Raw genomic sequence first — 20974 nt, 5'->3', positions numbered from 1 at the left:
CACCCGTCCGGCCGCCCCTCTTCACCCCAGGAACGTTTCGGCGGAGCCGTTCGACACCTCCGACGACTCCCGGTTCCGGTCCAGGGCCGCGATCAGGCGGGCGGCCTGCGTGACCAGGCGGGACCGGCCGCCGCGCTCCGCGACGGCGGCGAGGCCGTCCGGGTGCGCAGAGGCCACCAGGGACTGTTCCACGCAGTCGGCGGCGATCTCGAGGAGCTCGCCGGTGCCGCGCGGCTCGGGATCGCCGGCGAGCAGGGCGGGCAGCGCGGCCGCCAGCACGGCCCACGTGGTCGCACAGGCGCCGGTCGCGGCGGCGGTGCGCAGCGAGTCCGCGAGCCGGTTGGGCTTGACCGTGCCCAGGGTCAGTTGCTCCCCCAGGTCGGAACCCAGGCGTACGGCGTCCAGTTCGCCGCGGGCGGCGAGGGCCAGGAGTGCGTCGACGGCCCTGAGCCGGTCCTCGGCGTGGCGGGCGCCGAGCCCGGTGGCGACGGCGAGGTGGAGGGCCGGGCCGGCCGGGCCGCCGGCGGCCGCGAGCAGGGGCAGCACGCCGGTCCCGCCGCGGTCGTCGTGGAGTGCGCACGAGGTGACGGCCGGGAGCGACCAGGCTGCCAGGGTCTCGCGGTCCTCGGGGAGGGCGGCGACCAGGGCGGCGTCGTCGCCGCCGTCCCAGCAGCGGCCCGTCGCCGTGCGCGCCTCGCCCAGCTCGCGGAACGGCTCGGGGAAACCGCGCAGCACCGTCGGGCGCTCCCCGGTGTCCAGGGTGAGGTGCTCCGGCCATACGTCGTAGTGGCGGGCCCGGGCCGGCGCGGTGCGGCGGGTGACGGGGGCGGGCCGGCCGTCCTCGCCGAGCCAGGCCGCGAGCCGGTCCCCTTCGGGTGTGCCCAGGGCCGACGCCGCGGGGACGGCCGTGGGGTCGCGCCGGGTCCGCAGCAGGGCCTGCGCGAAGTCCGCCGGGCCGGGGGTCGCGCCGAGCCGTCCGTACTCGGCGAGGCGCTCGATCAGCGTCCACGGGTCCAGGGAGCCGGTCGTGAGGGTGGGGACCGCGAGCAGGAAGGGCAGCGGCCGGTCCGCGATGTGCCGGGCCGCTTCGGCGAGCCGGGCGTGCGCGGCGACGTCGAACGCGGGGTGGTGGCAGTCGCTGCGCCAGGACGCGAGCGCGACCGCGGGCGGGTGGGCCGGCGTCGCCGGGCGGGCGTCCAGGACGGCGGCGGCGACGTGTTCGAGACCGGGCAGTTCGTGGGTGTAGTGGCGGGTCCGATCGGGGTCGGTCCACCAGCGTCCGGCCAGGGCGGGACGCAGCGCCGCTGCGAGGGCCGCCTGGTCGCGGTGTGCGTGCCGTACGAGGCCGTCCAGGGCGCGTTCGTACTCCTCGACGCTCGCGGAACGGGAGTTGATCACGGCGGCGACCAGCTCCACGGTCTCCTCCACGCTCTCCGGGGCGGGCGCGAGCAGGACCTGGCCCGGGGGCGGCGGAAGGACCTCCCGGTAGGGGGTGGTGCCGGCGGCGGGTGCGGCGTCCGGGCCGAGGACCTCCACGGCACGCGCCCGGTGCAGGGGACTCAGCAGGTGGGCCTGGACAGCCAGTTCGGCGCGCACGTCGGGGTCGGGGACGAGATGCGCGGCGGTGAGCTTGAGGGCCCGCTCCTGGATGTCGGTGTCGGTGTGCCCGAAGGCCTCGCCGAGTACGGGCAGCAGTTCGGGGGCGGCGGCCGGATCGCGGACCAGCTCCCGTCCCAAAAGCACCAGTTGGGCGCGGACCAGCTTCTTCTCGGGGCGGAAGAGGACGGTCGAGGACATCTCGGCGAGCAGGCCTGGGGTGAGGTCGCCGGCCGCGGCGAGCCGGGCCAGGGCCTGCTGGGCGTGCCCGGCGACGGCGGACGGGGCGTCGGCGGTCAGCGCGATCCAGTCCGCCGCCCGCTCCCGCTCCTCCTGCGCGGTGGGGTCCAGGGCCTGCAGGACCGCGAGGTACGGCTTGAGGTGGGGGGCGGTGCCGCCGCGCAGCAGACGGGCGGTGCACGCGTCGAGCAGCCCGGTGCGGTCGAGGAGCCCCTCCTCCGCGAGGGCGGCGAGCGCGGTCGGCCAGTGGTACGGGCCGGTCGATCCGCCCGGCCAGGTGAGCGAGGCGATCGGCTCGGCGGTCTCGAAGAGCCGCGGGACGAGCTCGGCGGTGTACGGGTCCGCGCGCAGGGCGTCGACGAGGGGTACGCGGTGGGCGGGCAGGGCCGAGGCCCAGCCTTGGAGAACGCCGTCGGTGGTGGGCATCGCGCACCCGGCGAGGCCGACGAGTGCGCGGATCAGCGGGTAGTCCTGCTCGGCGGTCGCGGCGCGGTCGGCGAGCCGGTGGGCGAGGTCGCCGAGCAGGCGGGGCTCCCGGTCCGACAGGACGTCGAGCAGGATGCCGGTGGGGAGCGCCCGCCAGCGGCGCAGGTCGCGGGCGGCGAGCCAGGAGGCGGTGGCCGCCGCGCCGGTGCTGCACGCGGCGCCGGCCACGACCAGGCCCCCGCTCGCCAGGTCCCGTTCCCGCCAGTTGTCCCAGCCCTGGGAACGCAGATCGGCGCGCAGCACCTTCAACTCGGCCAGGAGCGCGCGGCGTTGCGGCCGGTCCAGGGGCTTCAGCAGTCCCGGCAGGGCCTTGACGCGTCCGGCCCGTACGGCGGCGAGGATCTCCGGTGCCGGAGCGTCCGGCTGCGGGGCGGGAGCGGGGGTCTCGTGGGCGGTGGCGTTCATCGTGCGGCTCCGGCGGGGACGGTGGCGTCGGGGGTGGTGGCGTCTGGGGTGGTGGTGTGCGCGGCGGCCCGCCGGGCCATACGGGTGGCGAGGGCGTGCTTGCAGGGGCCCCGGCGGCCCCGGTAGTCGGCCCACCACTGGCAGGTGCAGCTGAGGGCGCCGCCGGTGCAGCGGACCTGGTAGCGGCGTTCCCCGGAGGCGACTACCGCGGTTCCCGCAGCGGCGTCCAGGGTGACCGCGCCCGCCGCCAGCAGGGCCCGGGCGGCCACCAGGCGCGGGTTGTGGCGTTCCGCGCGGCGGGCGTCATAGGGAAGTTCGCGGTGGAAGTAGGCGGCTTCGGCGAGGTCGTAACCGACGCGGCCGGCCGTGCCGAGGTGGGTGAGGGCGGCCCGTACGCGCTCCACGGGAAGCCCGGACTGCTCGGCGAGGTCGGCCGGGTCGATGCGCGGCTCCCAGGCCAGGAGTACGGATATCAGGTCGGCGTCCTCGGCCGCCGTGTCGGTGGCGAGGGCCTCCAGCACACCGCCCTCGCCGGAGAACCCGCGGTCGGGCTCCGGGGAGAGGGTGAGGGTGAGCCGCATGCCGGGCAGGCCGACTTCCCAGGCGGAGGCGGTGGGCGCCGCCCCGTCGGGCACGGGGCCGTACACGCGCAGGCCGGTGGCGTTGCGCAGGACCCGCTGGAGGGCGGCGAGCCGGTCCGGGCCGGGCAGGCAGACCGCGCCGGGCACGGGGCGGGTGGTGGGGCGCAGCGTGCGGCCCGCGGGCACCACCCACAGGGCGGCGCCGGCGGCGCTGCCGCCCGCGGGGGTGCGCGGGAGCGAGCGCAGGAAGCGTACGGCTTCGGCGGCGGTGAGTTCGGCGCGCAGGTCGAAACCGGTGGTGATGGCCTGGGATTCGGCGAAACCGCGGAGCCAGCGGTCGGGCAGCGGCACCTTCTTCTCGACGACCGGGCCGTCGAGGGTGGTGACGGTCAGCTCGTCGGGGCCGACGCGCAGGTGCAGCGGGTCGTCGCCGGTCAGCCGGGACAGGGCCTCGCGCAGCGGGTTGTTGACGTCGACGTTGGTGGTGCCGTGGCCGGTGTCCGCGCCGCCCAGGCCGTCGGGGAGCACGTCGAGCCGGGCGTACACCCCGCAGCACCCGGAGAAGGACTCGAAGCGCAGCCGGTCGCCGTTGCCCGTGACGACCGGGTCGAGGGAGGCCCGCAGGGTGCGCCGGTAGTAGCGGGCGGCGGCCACGTCGGCGACGGCGAGCAGGGCCCGGGCGGCGGCCTGAGGGCTGTTCAGGAACCCGGCGAAGAACTGCGGGTGGGCCTCGGCGCCGGCCGGCGTCAGACCGCCCGCGGTCTCCAGGCCGAGGATCCGTCCCGTGCCGCCCGCGGTGGTCAGCGAGGACGAGCCCGCGTAGGCGAAGGTGTGTGCGGTTCGCGTCATGTCCGGAACGCTAGGCGGGACCACTGACAACGGCGCTCCGCCCGCGCTTGCCTTCGCCGGTACCGAGGGTGTGGTCGGGGAGGTCTGAGGTGGCGTCAGATGAGCGGAGGGTCCTCGCCGATGGGGATCCGCCGGAGGGGTCGCGGTGGGGATCCGGTGGCGCGTCTCGGACATGGAGGTGCCGTGGCGGGTCGCGGACATGCCGGGTTCGAGGACGGTGACGCGGATGTCGTGGGGTGCCGCCTCGACGGCCAGGGACCGGCTCATGCCTTCCGGCGCATGCTTCCGGGCTCCGTATGCGGCGCGGCCCGGAAAGGCCGTGCGGCCGACGATGGAGGGGACGCACCAGCGGGAGGACCAGGCGGGTCAGTCGCCGAGGCCCACGACCAGGGTCTCCGGTTGGTCGCTCAGTTCGGTGTCGGAGACGTCTTCGACCGCGCCGAACGAGCGTGGTCGAGGACGTCGATGCCCCCGGGGCGGTCGGCGTGCGGACGGCCTCGGCGCTGGGGGGCGTCGCGCAGTTCGAGCGGGGCGGGGATGATGAGGCGAGTTCCTCCAGGTCGGCGCGCTTGTGTGCCTTGACGACCAGTTCAGCGCGGGGTTCGCCGGACGGCGACAGCTCGTGGTCGGCGGTTACCGGCGCCTCGGCAGCACGAAGACGCCGCGGCGCGCACCCGGGCGGCGCCCCGTCACCCCAGGCAGGGCCCGGTGACAACATGGCGCCCCCGCCGGGTGGTTGCTACGCGTACGTCGTCGCGGGCAGCGGCTCGCGGGCGGCGTGCCAGGCGGGCGGGAGGGCGGCGACCCCCGTGCGGGCGGCGATGACCCCGCCCGCGATGGCGCACGTGGTGTCGATGTCCCCGCGCCCGGCGACGGTGGACCACAGGCCCTCGTGCAGGTCGTCGAGGTGGGCCGCCGCGCACCACAGGGCGTACGGCACGGTGTCGGGTCCGGACATCCGGTAGCCGGAGCCCAGCACCTCCGCGGCGTGCCGGACCGAGGTGTGCTCCGGCATCCGGGCCGCGATCCGCAGCCCGGACCGGACGTCGCCGACGGGGAGCCGGTCGGCGACGGCCAGGAGGAGGTCCGGCCGCGCCGGGGCGGCCCCGCCACGGCTGCGGGCGGCCAGCGCCGCGGCCACGGCGACGGCCACCGCTCCGGCGACGGCCTCGGGGTGGTGGTGGGAGACCTCGCTCTGCCGGGCGGCCTGCTCGGCGACCGCGTCGAGGTCTTCGGCGAGCCAGGCGCCGAGGGGGGCCACCCGCATGGCGGCGCCGTTGCCCCAGGAGCCCTGGCCGCCGAACTGTCCGGCGACCACCTCGCGCCATGCTTCCCCCGCGCCGATCCGGCGGAGCACGTCGTGCATGGAGGCTCCGTAGCCACGGTGGGTGTCTTCGGCGTAGGCCTCGGCGAGGCGCTCGGCGAGACGGTCCTGGTCGACGGTGCCGCCGCCTTCGGCGAGTTCCCGGACGAGTACGAGTGCCTGGGCGGTGTCGTCGCTCCACTGCCAGAGCGGTTCCGGGGGCAGGATCCGCGCCTCCAGGGCTGCCGGCCCGTCGCGGCGCAGGATGCCGAACCAGCGGTCGCCGAAGGCGTCGCCGAAGGCGAGCCCGGCCAGGGAGTCCAGAGCGGCGGGAGGCGGGTCGATCATGGCCCCAGTATCCAAGGCAACTCACGTCCCCGGCATCGGGATTTCCTGCGGTCACCGCCGCGCCGGCGGGTATGTACGTATGGCTGCGCTGCTTCGCCCGCACCTGACCGATGGATAGGAGACGAGGCGATGACGGGATCGGACGACGACCGGCTCGCCGGCCCCGGGGCCGTCCCCCGCTCCGCGTGCGGCACGGGCAAGAGCCGGCCCGGCCGGGCCGGACGGCCGCACTGGCCCCGTCGGCCCCGTCGGCCCTGTCGACCCCGTCGGCCGCGCGAGCGCCACCACGGGCTGGCCTGGCTGGCCCTGCTGCCGGCCCTTGCAGCCATGGTCACGGGCGCCGTGGTACCGCACGGGCTGCTGCTGGCGGCCGGCCTGATCGTGGCCGCGCTCGCCGTGAACCTCTTCGACCCCACCCGACGCACCGGTAGGCGGTGCGATCGGACGGCATCGCGGCCACCCGCGAACCAGGTGGCCCCAGGTCCGCCGGTTCACCCGCCGCGCGCTCCGGACGGACCTGACGGGCCGTGGACAGTCACCGGCCGGCTATCCGCCCTTCAGGCGGCGGGCGATCTCCTCGCTCATCCGGCGCTGGAGTTCGGCCAGTTGCTCATTGGTGTAGCCCTTGAGGTCGCCCGGATCCCCCGGGTTCTTCGCGCCCTGCTCCTGCTGTTTCTGCTGCTCCCTGCGTTTGAGCTCCTGTTCCTCGGGCGATCCGGGAGCCGCGAACCCGCACCGGATGAGTGCTCCGTCGGCGGCCTTCAGGCAGGTCGCTTCCCGGCCTCCCACCTGGCCCTTCCCCTCCACCCGGTACCGGATGTTCTGTTCGCTGCCGACGGTGGCCGTCCATGTGCTGCCACCGGTGGGGACGACCTCGAACACCTGGTCGTCGTTGTAGCAGCAGACGTCCCGGTACTCGGCCTTGATGAGGGCGACGAGGGCCTTCGGGGACGACCACGCGGGCGTGAGGCGGTGGATGGTCATCGGCGCGAGCCCGTCGCCCTCGTGGCGGGTGGGCACCGTGGACACGGCCACGACCGAACTGGCCTCGCCCTGCGGAGTGAGCGGGGTGACGTACGCGCTGCGCCCGGCCTCCTCCCGGTAGCGCAGGGTGAACTCGGATTCGTTGCCCTCGTTGGCGCCGTCCTCCGAAGCGTCCCAGCCGCTGCGCTCGAACCACCAGTCGCCGAAACCGCCGACGGCGGCCGTCCCCTCCCGCTGCCGGGCCGCGAGGCTGAGCGGATACGACGGACCGGGAACGGCGGAGGTGTCGGAGGTGATGGTGAGCTTGCCGGTGCGCCCGTTGTAGAGCGCGACCCCGGCGGGGCGTTCGGTCACGACGAGGATGCCGCTCTGGCGCTTGAGCGGGACGACCACGGTCGGCTCGCCGCCCGAGCAGGTCACGTAGGCGTCGCCGGCCTCGAACCGGACCCAGCGCCGCTCGGCCGAGATCTTCCGGCCGAGGTTGTGGGAGAACCAGCCGCTGATGCGGGCATCCGCGGTGGAGGTGTCGAACTGGCAGCGCTCCTGGCTGCGGCTCTCGCCGCCGAGCGGGATGTCCTGCACGAGTCCGACCTCGTAACCGGCCAGCCAGCCGCGCCGCTCCACCAGGGTGGCGAACCTGTCCGCGTCGGGCAGGTAGGTGATGTCGGAAATCTCACCTGTGACGTCGCCCAGGTGCGGTGCGGCCTGTGCCTTGCCGACGACGTAGGGCGCCCGGGCCGCGAGCCCTGGCACGGGATCGGTCACGATGTGTGCGGTCGCCATGTACGCACGGTCCTGCAGGTAGGAGCCGTACACGAGCCAGCCGACCGTGAGCGCCAGCCCGGCCACCGCGCCCAGACACCCGAAGGTGACGGCCGCGCCGTCCGGGGCCGCCCCGTGCCCCGCACGCCGCCGCAGCCACCTCACCACCAGCCACACCGCGGCGGTGCCCGCCGCGGCGAGCACGGGCAGGGCGAACCAGGCGAAGAGCTTGCGCAACTCCCAGACCATGATCGTCGAGTAGTACGAGGCGTACCAGAACACGAACGCCGCCGGCAGAACGACGATCCCCACACGCAGTGCCCGACCCATCAGCGCCCCCCGCCCCTCGGCCCCACCCCGGTCGGGTCGATTCTCCACTCGGGGGCCCTCCGGTGTCACCGGGTTACGGACCGGGCGGTCACAGCACTAGGGGGCGGTGCGGGCCGGGAAGGTCGTGGTGTAGCCCCGCTCGGTGAGCCAGGGCAGGTACTCCTTGAGCGCCGCGACGGTCTCGCTGCGGTCCCCGCCGCCGTCGTGGAAGAGGACGGTCGGCTGCTGGGGCAGCACGCCCTCCACGACGGAGACGATGGCCGGCAGCCCCGGCCTGCTCCAGTCCCTGGGGTCCACGCTCCAGCCCAGGGGCCGCATCCCGTTCGCGGCGGCGATCGCGCGGCTCTCGGGCGTGAAGGCGCCGCCGGGCGCTCGGTAGTAGTTCACGGCGACACCCGGCGCGGCCTTCTCGATCATGGCCTTGCCGTCGAGTATCTGCTGCTTCTGGTACGCGACCGGCTTGTGGTCCATGGTCACGTCGTGGTCGACGGAGTGGTCGCACAGCTGGTGTCCGTCGGCGGCAACCGCGCGCACCAGGTCCGGGTACTTCTGCGCGCGGGTCCCGATCATGCAGAAGGTGGCCTTGACGTGGTTCTCCCGCAGCACCTGGAGGACCTGCGGGGTCCAGCGCGGGTCCGGGCCGTCGTCGATGGTGATGGCGATGGCGTGGCCCGGTCCCTGGGCCAGCCGGGATATGCCCACGGGGACCCGGGAGGCGCTCCCGGCGGGCCCGGCGGAGTTCGCGGCCGAGGAGCCGGCTGAGGAGCCGGCCGAGGAGCGGCCCGCCGAGCCGTCCGAGGCGGCGAGGGCCGGTGCGGCCGCGGCCCCGAGGCCGAGGAGGGCCGCCACCACGGCGGAGCCCGCCCATCGACGACGTGCGGAGCTGCTGGCGATGACCATGGACGCGCTCTTCCTTTGCGCTCGGCCCCCCGGCGTGCGTTACCGGTACAGGCTAGGGCAAGCGTGAACGGACCCCCATCGTCCTTTCGGCCCCTCCCCGGCTCCCGCCGCGTGTTCGGCGCGGCCGGTCAGGGGGTCACGGGGTGCCATTCGACCAGGAGGAGGGTGGCGTCGTCGCGGAGCCGGTGGTCCTGGTGGACGCGAAGGCTCTGGATGAGGCGGCGCAGGGTTTCGGGGGCGGGATCGCCGGCCGCGGCGGACCGCAGAACGGCGTCGGCGAGGCGCTGCTCGCCGAACAGGTCACCGTCGGGTGAGCGTGCTTCGGTGACTCCGTCGCTGTAGAGCAGGATCCGGTCGCCCGGCTGGAGCCGCTGCTGGTGCAGAGTGGGTGGGGTCCGGGTGTGGAACCCGACGCCCAGGGGAAGTTGCGGCTTCCGGTACAGGGCATCGGGTACGACGCGGCCGTCACGGATGAGGAGGGGGGCGGGGTGGCCGCAGTTGACCCAGGAGAGCCGGCCCGTGCGGATGTCGAGGCCGGCGATGACAGCGGTCATGAGACGGTCCGGGATCCACTCGCCCAGGACGCGGTCGATGGCGGTGGCGATGTCCGGCAGGGAGCCGCCGGAGCGGCGGGTCGCCCGGCAGGTGGCCAGGCCGGCGGCACTGGAGCCGCCGGAGGCGAGGTCGTGCCCCATCGCGTCGATCAGGGTGAGGTGGAGCTCGCTCTCGGTGAGGCTGTGGTCGAACGCGTCCCCACCGATCTCGTAGGCGGGCTCCAGCACGGCGGAGGAGGTGACCTCGCGGGTGCCGATGGTCCGGGGCGGCAGGAAGGCCCAGACCAGCTCTGCCTGTACGGTCATCGGCTGAGCGCGCTCGCGGGCGATCAGGGTGTCGCTGTGCAGGGATTTGGCGACGATCAGCAGCGCGGCCAGGTCGGCGAGTTGTTCACAGGCGAGCAGGGTGTCGGCATCGAGCCGGGGCGCGGTGACCCTGAGGACCCCCACCCGTTCGACGCCGTCGATCATCGGCAGGTAGGCCACGGAGCCGTCCCGTGTCCGCTGGGCTCTCTGGGTACGGTAGGCGAGGCCCCCGAGAGAGGAGTCGATGTCCAGGATCTCCTCGTCCGCGGCCATACCCGCCTGCGGAAGCGCGACGAGCCGGATCTGCTGGAGGTCGGCGACGTACAGGTACGTGCCGTCCGCTCCCGCCGCACGGGCAGCGGCCTCGATGAGTCGCGGCAGTTCGCCGGCCTGGACCAGATGTCCTTCGTCGAGGACGGGTCCCAGCCCGGCAGTGGTGTCGTGCGCCGCCACAGATCTCCGATCGCGATCACACGCCCGGCGGTCCGCCGGCCGGGCTCCTCTTCCCATACTCGCCAAGATGCGCCCGGTCGGCCTGCCGGACACGGCTCCGGGGACGGCCCTTCATTCCTGCTCGACCAGGCGCTGTTCCGCAGCGGTGACGGCGGCGTGCAGCGCCGGCCGTCCCATGAGGACGCACAGGGTGTAAGCGGCATCGTCCATGTCCTGACGGGCTTCCGCGTCGCCCGGATTCCGTGTGAGGCGGACCTGGCAGTCGCGGAGCCGGGCGAGGGCTCTTCGGGTGCTCGCCGGGTTCGGCGTGAGGAAGGGCCCGGGCTGCTCCGGCTGCTCCCCCTGCGGGGCCCGGCCCGAGCGTGCCGCCAGGACGGCGTGCCGCAGCGCGCGTTCGGCCCGCGCCGGGACGGTTTCCCCGCGGGCCGACGCGACGAGGGCTCGGGCGATTTCGGCGGTGGTGAGCCGGGCCCGGGCGGCGGCGGTCTGCATGAGTTGTGCCGCTTCCCTGGCGGAGCAGGGGACGCCGGCCATCAGCATGCCGGTCGCCCTGGCGGCCGTCGTTTCCCTCACCAGTGCCTGCGGGGTCCGGGCAGGACCCTTCGGTGACGGTGGGGTGGTGCCAGGACTGGCCATGAGAGGTCCCTTCGGCCCGACCGCGATGACGCGTGGAGGAGGATCGGCCCGCCCTTCCGGGGACTCCCGGCGTGCGGTGGCAGCGGATCAGCCCTCGATGCCGGTGGTGGTGTGCGCGGCGCCGACGGGCTTGGATTCCGGGGAGCCGCGCTGGCGCAGGTAGATGGAGAGCACGACCATGGCCGCGACGGCGAGGAGTTCGGACTGCCAGTTCTGCAGGGTCCGGTTCCAGAAGTCGGGGGTGCTCAGATATCCGGCCCAGCTGACGGGGTCCTCCAGCTGGCGCAGCTGCTGGCCGTTGTAGGCGGCGGTACCCGTGATGGACTGCGCCAGCCACGACAGCACGAACAGACCGCCCATCACGATCCCCAGCGATCGGGCGTACAGCGCCTGGCGCCAGTCCTTGGTACCCGCCCACCCGGGGGAGTCGGCGCGGGCGTGATCGCCCATGCGCTGTTCCTCCTCGCTCTCCGGGCCCGCCTGATGGACCTTCTTCGACTCCGGCGAGCCCCGCTGGACGAGGTAGACGGTGCCGAAGATGTAGAGGAAGAACTGGAGGAACTCCGACTGCCAGTTCTCCGTGACGTCCACGGCGAAATCGGAGCTCAGCAGATAGTCCCCGAAGCCGATCGGCTGCATCCCGTCGACGGTCAGCTGCTCGTTGAACTCGGCGTGCCCCGTCACGGCCTGGCACGCGAGAACCACCAGGAAGGCGATGCCGAAGGCCAGGGTGAGACTGTTCTCCCGCCAGAAGCCGCCCCGCCGCTCACTGTCGTCCGTCATCGTTGCAGCACCCCGATGGTGATGAAGTAGCCGAGCCCTCCCAGGATCACTACCAGCGTGGTGACGAACAGGAAACGCACCTCAGGCTCCCTTGACCCGGCAGTCGTACGGCTGGTCCCGGCGCGGCGTGCAGCCCGCGGCCACCACCTTCCACCCGCCCGTGAACTGCGACAGGAACAAGGTGTCACCCGTCATGCGCACCATCGCCTGCCTCCCATACGCGTCCGCGCTCAGCACGGCCCCGGCCCGGGGCAGTTCCTCGGCGGCCAGCGCCTTGGCGCACGCCTGCTGCTCACCCTGTTCCAGCTCCCGGCGGGTCGACGGGGCCAGCAGGGCGCACGCCCGCGCGTGCTCGCCGGCGCCCAGCGCCTGCTCGAATGCCAGGCCCGCGCCGGCCGCCGCGTCCTCCCGGCCGGCAGGCCCCCCGCACCCGCTTGCGGCGAGGGCCAGCGCGCACAGTACGAGCACGTGGCGGCGGGCCGGCCGGGGCCGGGAGCGGGGCGGTGCGATCACCGCGGGCCTGCGCCGGGCCGCGATCGCCTCCATGGCGAGTCCTCCGGGTCAGGTGTGGACGCGGCTGTTGACGCCGTCGTGGGCGTCGGCGTGCTCGTCGTCGAACCAGTAGTCCCCGGCGGCCAGGTAGCGGAACGAGTGCCCCCCGTGGTTCGGCAGGGTGACGGTGGCGGCCCGGGTGCCGTCGCCACGGGAGGTGAGGGGGTGCGCGGAGGGGTTCCAGTAGTTGAAGTCCCCCACCACGCTGACCGGCCCGTCCGGGGTGCCCTCGGGGAGGACGAACGTGATCTGGGTGCGGCGGCCCTTGAGCTGTTTGCGTTCGAGCATCGGAACTCCTGGCGGTACAACGGGACAGAAGCCCCCGCACTGTGGCACGGACGTGCCGGCTCCCGGCCCGCACACGCCGCCCGGCGCGCGGCGGTCACCCGCCCGGCCCCGCCCGGGACGATCACAGTTCCGGCCGCTCTCCCGGCTCGCTCCCCCGGCGGACGGCGGCGGAGCGGGGGCCGGGGCGTCCCACGGGGAGAACAGGACGGTGCCGGGTGTCCTCCAGCGCGAAGGCCGCGGCCGCGTACAGGGCGGCCGCCGTCAGGACGAGCCCGATGACGCCCGCGGTGTTCTCCCAGGGCGGTGCCCCGGTCAGCTCGTACAGTCCGGCCACGGTCAGCCGCAGCGCGGCGCAGGCGATCACGACGGTGGCCGCGATCTTGCCGCTCCCGGCGGCTGCGACCGGAACGAGCAGGCTCACGGCCGTGACCAGCATGAACAGCCCGAGGACGTGCCGTGTGCCGGGCACGGGCCCGGCGCTCAGGAGGGCTCCTTGGACCAGCCAGCTCCCCGCCAGGACGGCCATCGCCGTACCGAAGGCGGTGTCCCTGGCGCGAAAGCCCAGCACGGACGCCAGGAGCTGCAGGGGGAAGGCGAACGCGATCATGACCACGGCGGCCGGGTGCCGTTCGGCGGGCGGCGCCCACCCGAGCTGGAGCCCGGCCGTGACGAAGGCTCCCCCGGCCAGCGCCAGGAAGCCGAGCGGCAGGGGCGTGCCGACGGGCCGCAGAAACGTTGCCGTGGCGTGGCGCGGAGCAAGGGGCGCGGCCATGTTCGTACTCCTTCTGGCGGGCAACCGGTGTCGTGAGGGGCGTACCTGCGTTCCGCGCCTGCCCCGCTCTGCGCCCGTCACGCCCCCGTGCGGGGTGGGTGCGCTCCGGCTGCCGCGGACCGGGGAGGTCCGCCCCTGTCCGGCGGCTCCCCGGACGCGCGCCTACGGGTCCCCGCGGGGGGCCCGTAGGCTTCGGGACATGACAGTGCTGTGCGGCGACGCGCTCGAACTCCGGCCCTCGGAGCCCGGTGACATCCCCGGACTGGCCGCGATCCGCGCCACCCCCGAGGTGCGGGCCCGCTGGCGCGGTGGCGCCGACCTGGAAGCCGAGGTCGCGGAAGACCTGGCCGATCCCGGCACCCACTGTCTGACGATCTGCCAGGACGGCCGCGTCATCGGCATGATCCAGTGGCACGCCGAAGAAGAGCCCGACTACCGGCACGCCGGGATCGACCTCTTCCTGGACCCTGCGGTGCACGGCCGGGGCCTGGGCACCGACGCCGTCCGAACCCTCGCCCGGCACCTCGTCCACGAGGCGGGATTCCACCGGATCGTCATCGACCCGGCCGCCGACAACGCCGCCGCCATCCGCTGCTACGCCAAGGTCGGCTTCCGTCCCGTCGGCGTCATGCGCCAGTACGAACGCGGCGCCGACGGCACCTGGCACGACGGCCTGCTCATGGACCTCCTCGCCGGGGAGCTGGACTGACCGAGGGCCGAGGGCGGCGGACCGCCGCGGATGGCGGCGGGAAAGCCGGGTAGCCCCCTCGGTAGGGTGCCGCACCGTCGGCGGGGCACCTCGCCCTACGGTTTCCCCACGGTGAGGAGGGTGCGATGGCAGCCGAGCGAGCGCTGGCCCGCTACCACCGGCGACGGGACTTCTCGAAGACGGCCGAGCCCGAGGGGCGGCTCGACGAGCCGTCCGACGAGCAGCCCGATGAGCAGCCCTCGTACGTCGTCCAGATCCACGACGCCAGCAGCATGCACTTCGACTTCCGGCTCGAAGCCGACGGCGTGCTGAAGTCCTTCGCCGTGCCCAAGGGCCCCTCCGGCGACCCGCACGACAAGCGCTTCGCAACACCGACCGAGGACCATCCGCTGGAATACCGCGACTTCGAGGGCACGATCCCGGAAGGCGAGTACGGCGGCGGCACGGTGATCGTCTGGGACCGTGGGACGTACCGCAACGCCAGCCACGACCGCGAGGGCCACGAGATCCCGCTGACCGAGGCCCTGGAGCGGGGGCACGCCTCTTTCCGGCTCGACGGCCGCAAACTGCACGGCGGTTACTCGCTCACCCGCATCCGCGACACCGGGGACGGCGGGAAGGAGGCCTGGCTGCTGGTCAAGCACGCCGACGAGCGGGCCTCCTCCACCGGTACGCCGGACCCCCGGCGGGCGCGGTCCGTCCGTACCGGCCGGACCCTGAACCAGGTCGCCGCCGACGAGCAACCGGCCGGGAGGGCCCGATGACCCCGGAGCAGCAGCCCACGCCGCCGCAGCGCATACGAACCGGCCGGCGCACGGTCGAGATCCGCCGGCCGGACAAGGTCCTCTTCCCCGGTGACGGCATCACCAAGGCCGACCTCGCCGCCTACTACCGCACGGTCGCCCCGCGCATGCTTCCCCACCTGCGCGGACGGCCGCTCATGCTGGAGCGGCATCCCGACGGGATCGACGGTCCCGCGTTCATGCAGAAGGACGTCCCCGACCATTTCCCGGACTGGGTCCACCGGGCCGAGCTGCCCAAGGAGGACGGCACCGTCACCTACGCGGTCTGTGACGACACCGCCACCCTCCTCCACCTCGCCGGTCAGGCGTGCACGACCCCCCACCGCTTCCTGTCCAGGGCCGACCGGCCCGGCCATCCGGACCGGCTGGTGTTCGACCTGGATCCGGCCGGCGAGGACTTCTCCCCGGTGCGGGACGCCGCGCGCGGCCTGCACCAGCTCCTGGACGAGCTGGAACTGCCGTCGTTGCTCATGACCACGGGTTCGCGCGGCCTCCACGTCGTCGTCGCCCTCGACCGCAGCGCGCCCTTCGACGACGTACGCGACTTCGCACGCGGCGTCGCCGACACGCTGGCGGCACGCCACCCGGACCGGTTCACCACCGAAGCCCGGAAGAAGGCACGCCGTGGCCGGCTCTACCTGGACATCCAACGCAACGCATACGCCCAGACCGCCGTCGCTCCGTACGCCGTGCGCGCCCGCCCGGGAGCCCCCGTCGCAGCCCCGCTCGCCTGGAGGGATCTCGACGACCCGGACCTCACGGCCCGGCGCTGGACCCTCCCGACCGTGGACGGCCTGCTCGAGGACGACCCCTGGCAGGACCCTCCTCGGCCCCGCTCCCTGCGGAGGGCCCGCGGGCTGCTTCAGAGGTTCAGCATGATGGCGTAGGCCAGGAAGAAGAGGGCACAGAGCACGGCCACCACGCAGATCACCACGAGGGGGCCCTTGCCCCAGCCGCGGGTGAGAGGACGGTACGGGCCCGCGCCGGAGCCGGTGCTGGACTCACCGGGCGGTGTCTCACCGGGCGGCACGCCCTGCTCGGGGCGGAACGTGTTGCGCGGCTCCGGGTCTGGGATGGGTGCGGACATGTCTGCCTCCTCGTACCCCCCATGGCCACCGGGTCGGCCCGGCTCGTCCGGCGCCTACCCACCCGGTGTCGCCCTATGACACGTGGTACGCCGGTCCCGGCGGACATCTCCCCCGCCTCCGGGCCGCATGGACTCGGCGGAACCGGTCAGGGGCAGGGGGTGAGGATCCGTCATGCCGTCGTGGTGGTGACCGGCGCGTCGAGCGGGATCGGCCGGGCGACCGCGCTGGAGTGTGCGCGGCGGGGGGCCCGCGTCGTGGTGGCGGCCCGCAGCCGGGGCCCGCTGGAGGAGGTCGCCCGGGCGTGCCGGGCTCGGGGCGGCCACGCCCTCGTGGTGCCCACGGACGTGAGCGATGAGCGGGCGGTGGAGGAGCTCGCCCGCGCCGCGGTCTCCCGGTTCGGCCGCATCGATGTCTGGGTCAACGCCGCGGGGGTCGGAATCCTGGGGCGGTTCGATCAGGTGCCGGTAGGGCGGCTGCGGCGCCTCATCGAGGTCAACGTCCTCGGTACGGTGCTCGGAGTGCGGGCGGCGGTCGCGGTCATGCGGCGCCAGGGCCGGGGAGTCGTCATCGACGTCGCCTCCGTACTCGGCGGGTACGTGACGGCCCCGTACATGGGCGGATACGCACTGTCGAAGTCGGCGCTCGTCACGTTCGACGAGGTACTGCGCGAGGAGTTGCGGCTGCTCCGGGAACCGGGGATCGAGGTCTGCACCGTGCTGCCGACCGGGGTGGACACCCCGTTCTTCCGCCACGCGGCGAACCACAGTGGCCGCACGCTGCGTTCCCTCCCGCCGATGGCGACCCCCGAACGGATCGCGCGGGCCGTGGTGCGCACCGCGCGCCGGCCGCGCCGGAGGGTGCTCGTCGGACCGTACGCCCGTCTCATGGTCGTGGCCCACGGCGCCGCTCCTGGGCTGGTGCGGCGCGCGGTGACATGGCGTACCGACACCGCCTACGTCGATGCGGAGGCGGGTGCGGGCACCGAGGTGACGTCCGGGATCCTCGACGATCCGTCCGGCGGCAGCGCCGCCGTGCACGGTGGGCGCCGCGCGGGCCTGCGGACCCTGGCCCGCGGGGCCGTGGCGGCGGCCGCCGTGCTGGCGGCCCTCCGCGGCGTGCGCGGCGCCCGCTCGGCGGGCCGGCGTGAGGTCGGCCCGTCCGGGTAGGCGCCCCCGCACAGGACTTCGGCTCGGAACCCCGCGGAGGCAGTGATGGCAGTGCAGCACCGGCTGGTTCGGACCCCTCCCGAACGGGTGTGGGAGGTCCTCGCGGACGGCGACCGGTACGCGACGTGGGTGGTCGGTGCGCACGACTCCCAGGAAGCCGACGGCCGGTGGCCCGAGCCGGGCTCCCGGCTGAACTACCAGGTCAGGCTCGGGCCGCTGACGTACTCCGGTGAGACGGTCGTACGCGTGAACGAGGCCCCGCGGCGGCTGGAGCTGGAGGCCTTGGCCGGCGGCGTCAGTGCCCGGATCGCCTTCGAGGTCCGTCCCTGGGGGTCGGAGACCCTGATCATCATGGACGAGCACCCGCTGCGCGGGAGGGGCTGGTCCTTCCACCACGCGGCGATCGACGCCCTCTCCCAGGTACGTCACCGCCTGCTGCTGGCGCGCCTGGCCCGCCGGTGCGAGGACGGGGACCGCCGTGACCGGTCCTGACGCGGTGGTGATCGGCGCCGGCCCCAACGGGCTGGTCGCCGCGAACCTCTTGGCCGACGCCGGCTGGCGGGTGGTCGTACTGGAAGCCGGTCCCTCGGCCGGCGGAGCGGTGCGCAGCGACCGCGCCCTGGATCCGGCCTACGTCCACGACCTCTTCAGTGCCTTCTACCCGCTGGCGGCCGCCTCGCCGGTCATCAGGCGGCTGCGGCTGGAGGACCACGGCCTGCGATGGAGCCGGGCCCCCGCCGTGGTCGCCCATCCCCTGGCCGACGGCCGCTGCGCCGTCCTGGCCTCCGACCCGTCGGCGACGGCGGCCTCACTGGAACGTTTCGCCGGAGGTGACGGGGCGGCGTGGCTGAGGCTGTACCGGTTGTGGGAGCGGATCGGCGACGACGTGACGGAGTGCCTGTTCACACCGTTCCCGCCGCTGCGCGCGGGCGGGAAGCTGGCGTGGCGGCTGGGTTACGCCGAAGCACTGCGGGTGGCGCGCCGGATGCTGCTGCCCGCGCGGAGGTTCGGCGAGGAGGAGTTCGCCGGCGCGGGCGGGCGCCTGCTGATCGCGGGCAACGCCCTCCACGCCGATCTGGCGCCCGAATCCGCCCTGGGCGGGGGTTTCGGCTGGCTGATGTGCATGCTGGGGCAGGCCCACGGCTTCCCCGTGCCCCAGGGCGGTGCGCAGGCCCTGTCCGACGCGCTGGTGCGCCGGTTCGTCGCGCGCGGCGGCGTGCTGCACTGCGGGCAGGCCGCGGTCGAGGTCCTGGTGCGGGGCGGGCGGGCCGTGGCGGTCCGTACCCTGGACGGCACGCTGGTCGGGGCACGTCGAGCGGTACTGGCGGCCGTGCCGGCACCTGAGTTGTACGGGCGGCTGTTGCGGAGCGAACACCTGCCGGACCCCCTGCGCGGCGACCTGCGGCGGTTCCAGTGGGACTTCTCGACCGTCAAGGTCGACTGGGCCCTTTCCCGGCCGATCCCCTGGGCGGCGGACGGTCCGGGCACCGCGGGAACGGTCCATCTCGCCGACGGCGTGGACGAGTTGACGCTCTTCGCCGCCCAGATCGCGATGCGCCAGGTGCCGTCCACCCCGTTCTCGGTCCTCGGGCAGATGACCACGGCGGACGCGAGCCGCTCCCCCGCGGGCACCGAGTCCGCTTGGGCGTACACGCACGTCCCCCAGGAGATCAGGGGCGACGCCGGCGCGGACGGCATCACCGGCCGCTGGGACGAGCGGGAGAGGGAGGCCATGGCCGATCGCATGGAGGCGCAGATCGAGCGGTTCGCGCCCGGCTTCGCGGAGACGGTCCGTTCCCGCCGGGTCCTCGCCCCGCCGGATCTCGAACGGCTCAACCCGGCCCTCGTAGGCGGCGCCATCAACCAGGGCACCACCAACCTCCACCAACAGCTCTTCTTCCGCCCCACACCGGGCACCGGACGACCCGGCACCCACATCGCGGGCCTCTACCTCGCCTCCGCCACCGCACACCCCGGAGGGGGCGTGCACGGAGCCCCGGGAGCCAATGCCGCCCGCACCGCGCTGCGCGCCGGGCGGCTGCGGCCCCGCGGACGGGGACAGGCCGGCTGAGCCCTGCGAGCCCCCGCTGCATCGGTCCGTCACCCCCTTCGGGGGCTCCCCGCTGCCCAGGTCGGGTGCGGGTCGGGGCGTACGGTGGAAGCAGCCCGGCAGGCGTGGGTCGGCGGGCCGAGGAGGCGGTCATGAGCAGCAGCCCGCAGGAGGACGCCGACCTGCCGACGCAGGCGCCGGAGCTGAAGACGGACACGGTGCGGGTCGGCGACGCCGTCGTCTGCGTACTTTCCGGGGACCTCTACGTGGGAACCCGCGACGTCGGCGACCACGCCCTGCGCGCCGCTCTCGATCTGCGTCCCGTCCTGCTCGCAGTCGACCTCAACGCCGTGGAGCTCTTCACCGCCGACGGCCTGAACCTCCTCCTCGGCCTGCGCGACACCGCCCGCGCCCGCGGCGTGCCGCTGGCCCTCGTCTCCCCCAGCGAAGCCGTCCGGCACGTGCTGGAGGTGACCGGGGCGACGGACTCGTTCGACGTGCATCCGACCGTCGCGGAAGCCGCCGCCCGGCACACGCGCTGATCCCGGACACCGCCCGGTGCGTAGGGGGGACGAGGGCGGGCAGGGGCGGGCTACGAAGCAACAAGCCGCCCGCTGCTCAGGGATCGATCATGGGCCCACCGCCATCGCCTCCCGCACTCCCGCACCGCGAACTGGAATTCGGTTCCGAGGCGGTGGGGGCCTGTGGTGCGGGGATCGCCTGGGTGCGCCGGACGCTGGACGACTGGCACCTGCCCGCAGAGAGCGGCGACGCCGTCCTGGTCGCCGCGGAGCTGCTGGCCAACGCCGCCCAGCACGCCGGCGGTGTCCTGCGGATCGCCCTCGAGCACCACGGCAGTGTGCTGCGGATCGCCGTCAGCGACCCGAGCCCGGAGCCACCCCGTCCCGGCGAGCACCGGCCCGAAGCCATCGGGGGCCACGGCCTCTTCCTCGTCGACCGGCTCACCCTGGACTGGGGGACCCTGCGGGACGGCAGCGGCAAGACGGTCTGGGCCGACCTCCCGCTTCCGTCCTGACGGTCCCGCCGTAGCCGGTGGTGTCACGGGCGGGGCCGGGGAGCCGGCTGCGATGCCTCCACGAGCCGGATGAACGTCTGTGCGTTCGCCACGGCCGCGCCACCGGGATCGTTGTTGAAGTAGGCGAAGACGTCCGCCTCACGGGGCCAGGTGTCGGCGATCCGGCCCGCCCAACTGTGCAGTGCCGTGCGGCCGTAGCACGGCCAGGGCTGGGCGCGGCCCTCGTGGAAGCGGACGTAGCCCCAGTCGGCGGTGCGCCAGAGCGGTGTCACCGGCCTGGAGCCCCGGTCCGCCCAGCACAGGGCCGCGCCCCGTTCGCTGAGCACCGACCGCACCTCGGCGGTCCACCACGACGCGTGACGGGGCTCGACGGCGACACGGACACCGGCGGGGAAGCAGGCGAGGCAGCGGTCGAGTGCCTCCGGGTCGCCCCGCAGCGTGGGCGGCAGCTGCAGCAGGACCGGGCCGAGCCGGTCGCCGAGGGACGCGGCGTGCTCCATGAGCCTGTGTACCGGTTCGGTCGGGTCGCGCAGGCGTTTGATGTGGGTGAGGAAGCGGCTCGCTTTCACCGCCATCAGGAAGCCGGCCGGAGTGCGCTCGCGCCACTGGGCGAACGTTTCCGGCGACGGCAGGCGATAGAACGCGTTGTTGCTCTCCACCGTGCGGAAGTGCCGCGCGTACTCCTCCAGCCACAGCCGTTGCGGCCGGTCCGGAGGGTAGAAGACGCCCGACCAGTCCCGGTACTGCCACCCGGAGGTGCCGACGATCACACCCATACCGTGCGCATGCCCTGGGGCGGGCCTTCCACACCCGGCCCCGCGTACGCGAAGACGCCCGGCGGGGAGTCCCTGCCGGGCGTCTTGCGTGCGACTGCTGCCTGTGCTGCTGCCTGTGCTGCCGGCGGCTCAGTACCAGTGGTTGGCGGACCAGAAGTTCCAGGCGCCGACCGGGCTGCCGTAGCGGGAGTTCATGTAGTCCAGGCCCCACTTGATCT

Annotated in this window: 22 protein-coding genes and 1 pseudogene; 8 read left to right on the top strand and 15 right to left on the bottom strand. The window is 74.3% G+C overall.

Annotation, left to right across the window (positions count from 1 at the left end):
- Positions 1-21: 21 nt before the first annotated feature.
- From ACZ6Y1_RS26380 to ACZ6Y1_RS26325, 12 genes and pseudogenes are all read right to left on the bottom strand, one after another.
- Positions 22-2727, bottom strand: a complete 2706-nt coding sequence (locus tag ACZ6Y1_RS26380; RefSeq protein WP_469634599.1) for a DUF7824 domain-containing protein — start codon at positions 2725-2727, stop codon at positions 22-24.
- The gene (locus tag ACZ6Y1_RS26375) at positions 2724-4157 is read right to left on the bottom strand and encodes an SWIM zinc finger family protein (protein ID WP_469634596.1); all 1434 of its coding nucleotides are present in this window, start codon (positions 4155-4157) and stop codon (positions 2724-2726) included. Before ACZ6Y1_RS26375 ends, ACZ6Y1_RS26380 begins: the two co-directional genes overlap by 4 nt.
- 216 nt (positions 4158-4373) lie before the next feature.
- Positions 4374-4490: pseudogene (locus ACZ6Y1_RS26370) on the bottom strand (SDR family oxidoreductase); the annotation flags it as partial.
- A 406-nt stretch (positions 4491-4896) separates the two neighbouring features.
- Positions 4897-5808: an ADP-ribosylglycohydrolase family protein gene (locus ACZ6Y1_RS26365; RefSeq protein ID WP_469634593.1), complete on the bottom strand. Its 912-nt coding sequence runs from the start codon at positions 5806-5808 to the stop codon at positions 4897-4899.
- Between the two features lie 546 nt (positions 5809-6354).
- Positions 6355-7866, bottom strand: coding sequence for a hypothetical protein (locus ACZ6Y1_RS26360; RefSeq protein WP_469634590.1), 1512 nt, complete (start codon positions 7864-7866; stop codon positions 6355-6357).
- A 114-nt stretch (positions 7867-7980) separates the two neighbouring features.
- Entirely contained in the window at positions 7981-8784 is an 804-nt protein-coding gene (locus tag ACZ6Y1_RS26355) for a polysaccharide deacetylase family protein (RefSeq protein ID WP_469634587.1), read from the bottom strand.
- A 128-nt stretch (positions 8785-8912) separates the two neighbouring features.
- Positions 8913-10097: a PP2C family protein-serine/threonine phosphatase gene (locus ACZ6Y1_RS26350; RefSeq protein WP_469634584.1), complete on the bottom strand. Its 1185-nt coding sequence runs from the start codon at positions 10095-10097 to the stop codon at positions 8913-8915.
- Between the two features lie 111 nt (positions 10098-10208).
- Positions 10209-10670: a DUF5133 domain-containing protein gene (locus tag ACZ6Y1_RS26345; RefSeq protein ID WP_469634581.1), complete on the bottom strand. Its 462-nt coding sequence runs from the start codon at positions 10668-10670 to the stop codon at positions 10209-10211.
- Between the two features lie 150 nt (positions 10671-10820).
- Positions 10821-11516 carry a DUF6766 family protein gene (locus ACZ6Y1_RS26340; protein ID WP_469634578.1) on the bottom strand — a complete coding sequence of 232 codons (696 nt, stop codon included), beginning with the start codon at positions 11514-11516 and terminating at the stop codon, positions 10821-10823.
- Between the two features lie 81 nt (positions 11517-11597).
- Positions 11598-12062 carry a hypothetical protein gene (locus tag ACZ6Y1_RS26335; protein ID WP_469634575.1) on the bottom strand — a complete coding sequence of 155 codons (465 nt, stop codon included), beginning with the start codon at positions 12060-12062 and terminating at the stop codon, positions 11598-11600.
- Between the two features lie 15 nt (positions 12063-12077).
- Positions 12078-12356, bottom strand: coding sequence for an isoamylase early set domain-containing protein (locus tag ACZ6Y1_RS26330; RefSeq protein WP_469634572.1), 279 nt, complete (start codon positions 12354-12356; stop codon positions 12078-12080).
- A gap of 121 nt (positions 12357-12477) precedes the next feature.
- Complete coding sequence (locus ACZ6Y1_RS26325) at positions 12478-13128, bottom strand: acetate uptake transporter family protein (RefSeq protein WP_469634569.1); 651 nt, start codon at positions 13126-13128, stop codon at positions 12478-12480.
- A 199-nt stretch (positions 13129-13327) separates the two neighbouring features.
- On the opposite strand from ACZ6Y1_RS26325, the gene ACZ6Y1_RS26320 reads away from it, so the two are divergent.
- The 3 genes from ACZ6Y1_RS26320 to ligD all read left to right on the top strand — a co-directional run bounded on the left by ACZ6Y1_RS26320 (position 13328) and on the right by ligD (position 15527).
- Complete coding sequence (locus ACZ6Y1_RS26320; RefSeq protein ID WP_469634566.1) at positions 13328-13837, top strand: GNAT family N-acetyltransferase; 510 nt, start codon at positions 13328-13330, stop codon at positions 13835-13837.
- 125 nt (positions 13838-13962) lie between these two features.
- On the top strand, positions 13963-14601 hold the full coding sequence (locus ACZ6Y1_RS26315) for a DNA polymerase ligase N-terminal domain-containing protein (RefSeq protein ID WP_469634563.1): 639 nt from the start codon (positions 13963-13965) through the stop codon (positions 14599-14601).
- On the top strand, positions 14598-15527 hold the full coding sequence (ligD, locus tag ACZ6Y1_RS26310) for a non-homologous end-joining DNA ligase (RefSeq protein ID WP_469634560.1): 930 nt from the start codon (positions 14598-14600) through the stop codon (positions 15525-15527). Before ACZ6Y1_RS26315 ends, ligD begins: the two co-directional genes overlap by 4 nt.
- Here ligD and ACZ6Y1_RS26305 read toward each other — a convergent pair.
- Positions 15503-15727: a DUF6480 family protein gene (locus ACZ6Y1_RS26305; protein ID WP_469634557.1), complete on the bottom strand. Its 225-nt coding sequence runs from the start codon at positions 15725-15727 to the stop codon at positions 15503-15505. The genes ligD and ACZ6Y1_RS26305 overlap by 25 nt on opposite strands.
- Before the next feature lie 159 nt (positions 15728-15886).
- Here ACZ6Y1_RS26305 and ACZ6Y1_RS26300 point away from each other — a divergent pair, with 159 nt between their 5' ends.
- The 5 genes from ACZ6Y1_RS26300 (at position 15887) to ACZ6Y1_RS26280 (ending at position 19980) form a co-directional block, all read left to right on the top strand.
- Positions 15887-16894 (top strand): SDR family NAD(P)-dependent oxidoreductase, encoded by a 1008-nt coding sequence (locus tag ACZ6Y1_RS26300; RefSeq protein ID WP_469634554.1) that lies wholly within the window; start codon positions 15887-15889, stop codon positions 16892-16894.
- 45 nt (positions 16895-16939) lie between these two features.
- On the top strand, positions 16940-17386 hold the full coding sequence (locus tag ACZ6Y1_RS26295) for an SRPBCC family protein (RefSeq protein ID WP_469634550.1): 447 nt from the start codon (positions 16940-16942) through the stop codon (positions 17384-17386).
- Complete coding sequence (locus ACZ6Y1_RS26290) at positions 17373-18965, top strand: phytoene desaturase family protein (RefSeq protein WP_469634547.1); 1593 nt, start codon at positions 17373-17375, stop codon at positions 18963-18965. Before ACZ6Y1_RS26295 ends, ACZ6Y1_RS26290 begins: the two co-directional genes overlap by 14 nt.
- A 131-nt stretch (positions 18966-19096) precedes the next feature.
- The gene (locus ACZ6Y1_RS26285; protein WP_469634544.1) at positions 19097-19486 is read left to right on the top strand and encodes an STAS domain-containing protein; all 390 of its coding nucleotides are present in this window, start codon (positions 19097-19099) and stop codon (positions 19484-19486) included.
- Between the two features lie 89 nt (positions 19487-19575).
- A complete protein-coding gene (locus ACZ6Y1_RS26280) occupies positions 19576-19980 on the top strand; it encodes an ATP-binding protein (protein ID WP_469634542.1) in 405 nt (134 codons plus the stop codon).
- A 23-nt stretch (positions 19981-20003) separates the two neighbouring features.
- On the opposite strand, the gene ACZ6Y1_RS26275 is transcribed toward ACZ6Y1_RS26280, so the two are convergent.
- Together ACZ6Y1_RS26275 and ACZ6Y1_RS26270 are read right to left on the bottom strand one after the other, a co-directional pair.
- Entirely contained in the window at positions 20004-20756 is a 753-nt protein-coding gene (locus ACZ6Y1_RS26275) for a DUF72 domain-containing protein (RefSeq protein ID WP_469634539.1), read from the bottom strand.
- A gap of 129 nt (positions 20757-20885) precedes the next feature.
- On the bottom strand, positions 20886-20974 hold an 89-nt coding region (locus ACZ6Y1_RS26270; protein WP_469631460.1), incomplete at its 5' end, for an aggregation-promoting factor C-terminal-like domain-containing protein.

The organism is Streptomyces sp. NPDC053432, assembly GCF_055585365.1.
The sequence above is the reverse complement of the archived record's forward strand: the minus strand, read 5'-3'. Positions and strand labels throughout refer to the sequence as shown.

What these genes read in the sequence shown, in the direction of transcription:
- ACZ6Y1_RS26380 (WP_469634599.1), bottom strand. Translation starts at nt 2,727, where the DNA reads ATGAACGCCACCGCCCACGAGACCCCCGCTCCCGCCCCGCAGCCGGAC.
- ACZ6Y1_RS26375 (WP_469634596.1), bottom strand. Translation starts at nt 4,157, where the DNA reads ATGACGCGAACCGCACACACCTTCGCCTACGCGGGCTCGTCCTCGCTG.
- ACZ6Y1_RS26365 (WP_469634593.1), bottom strand. Translation starts at nt 5,808, where the DNA reads ATGATCGACCCGCCTCCCGCCGCTCTGGACTCCCTGGCCGGGCTCGCC.
- ACZ6Y1_RS26355 (WP_469634587.1), bottom strand. Translation starts at nt 8,784, where the DNA reads ATGGTCATCGCCAGCAGCTCCGCACGTCGTCGATGGGCGGGCTCCGCC.
- ACZ6Y1_RS26340 (WP_469634578.1), bottom strand. Translation starts at nt 11,516, where the DNA reads ATGACGGACGACAGTGAGCGGCGGGGCGGCTTCTGGCGGGAGAACAGT.
- ACZ6Y1_RS26335 (WP_469634575.1), bottom strand. Translation starts at nt 12,062, where the DNA reads ATGGAGGCGATCGCGGCCCGGCGCAGGCCCGCGGTGATCGCACCGCCC.
- ACZ6Y1_RS26330 (WP_469634572.1), bottom strand. Translation starts at nt 12,356, where the DNA reads ATGCTCGAACGCAAACAGCTCAAGGGCCGCCGCACCCAGATCACGTTC.
- ACZ6Y1_RS26325 (WP_469634569.1), bottom strand. Translation starts at nt 13,128, where the DNA reads ATGGCCGCGCCCCTTGCTCCGCGCCACGCCACGGCAACGTTTCTGCGG.
- ACZ6Y1_RS26320 (WP_469634566.1), top strand. Translation starts at nt 13,328, where the DNA reads ATGACAGTGCTGTGCGGCGACGCGCTCGAACTCCGGCCCTCGGAGCCC.
- ACZ6Y1_RS26315 (WP_469634563.1), top strand. Translation starts at nt 13,963, where the DNA reads ATGGCAGCCGAGCGAGCGCTGGCCCGCTACCACCGGCGACGGGACTTC.
- ligD (WP_469634560.1), top strand. Translation starts at nt 14,598, where the DNA reads ATGACCCCGGAGCAGCAGCCCACGCCGCCGCAGCGCATACGAACCGGC.
- ACZ6Y1_RS26305 (WP_469634557.1), bottom strand. Translation starts at nt 15,727, where the DNA reads ATGTCCGCACCCATCCCAGACCCGGAGCCGCGCAACACGTTCCGCCCC.
- ACZ6Y1_RS26295 (WP_469634550.1), top strand. Translation starts at nt 16,940, where the DNA reads ATGGCAGTGCAGCACCGGCTGGTTCGGACCCCTCCCGAACGGGTGTGG.
- ACZ6Y1_RS26285 (WP_469634544.1), top strand. Translation starts at nt 19,097, where the DNA reads ATGAGCAGCAGCCCGCAGGAGGACGCCGACCTGCCGACGCAGGCGCCG.
- ACZ6Y1_RS26280 (WP_469634542.1), top strand. Translation starts at nt 19,576, where the DNA reads ATGGGCCCACCGCCATCGCCTCCCGCACTCCCGCACCGCGAACTGGAA.
- ACZ6Y1_RS26275 (WP_469634539.1), bottom strand. Translation starts at nt 20,756, where the DNA reads ATGGGTGTGATCGTCGGCACCTCCGGGTGGCAGTACCGGGACTGGTCG.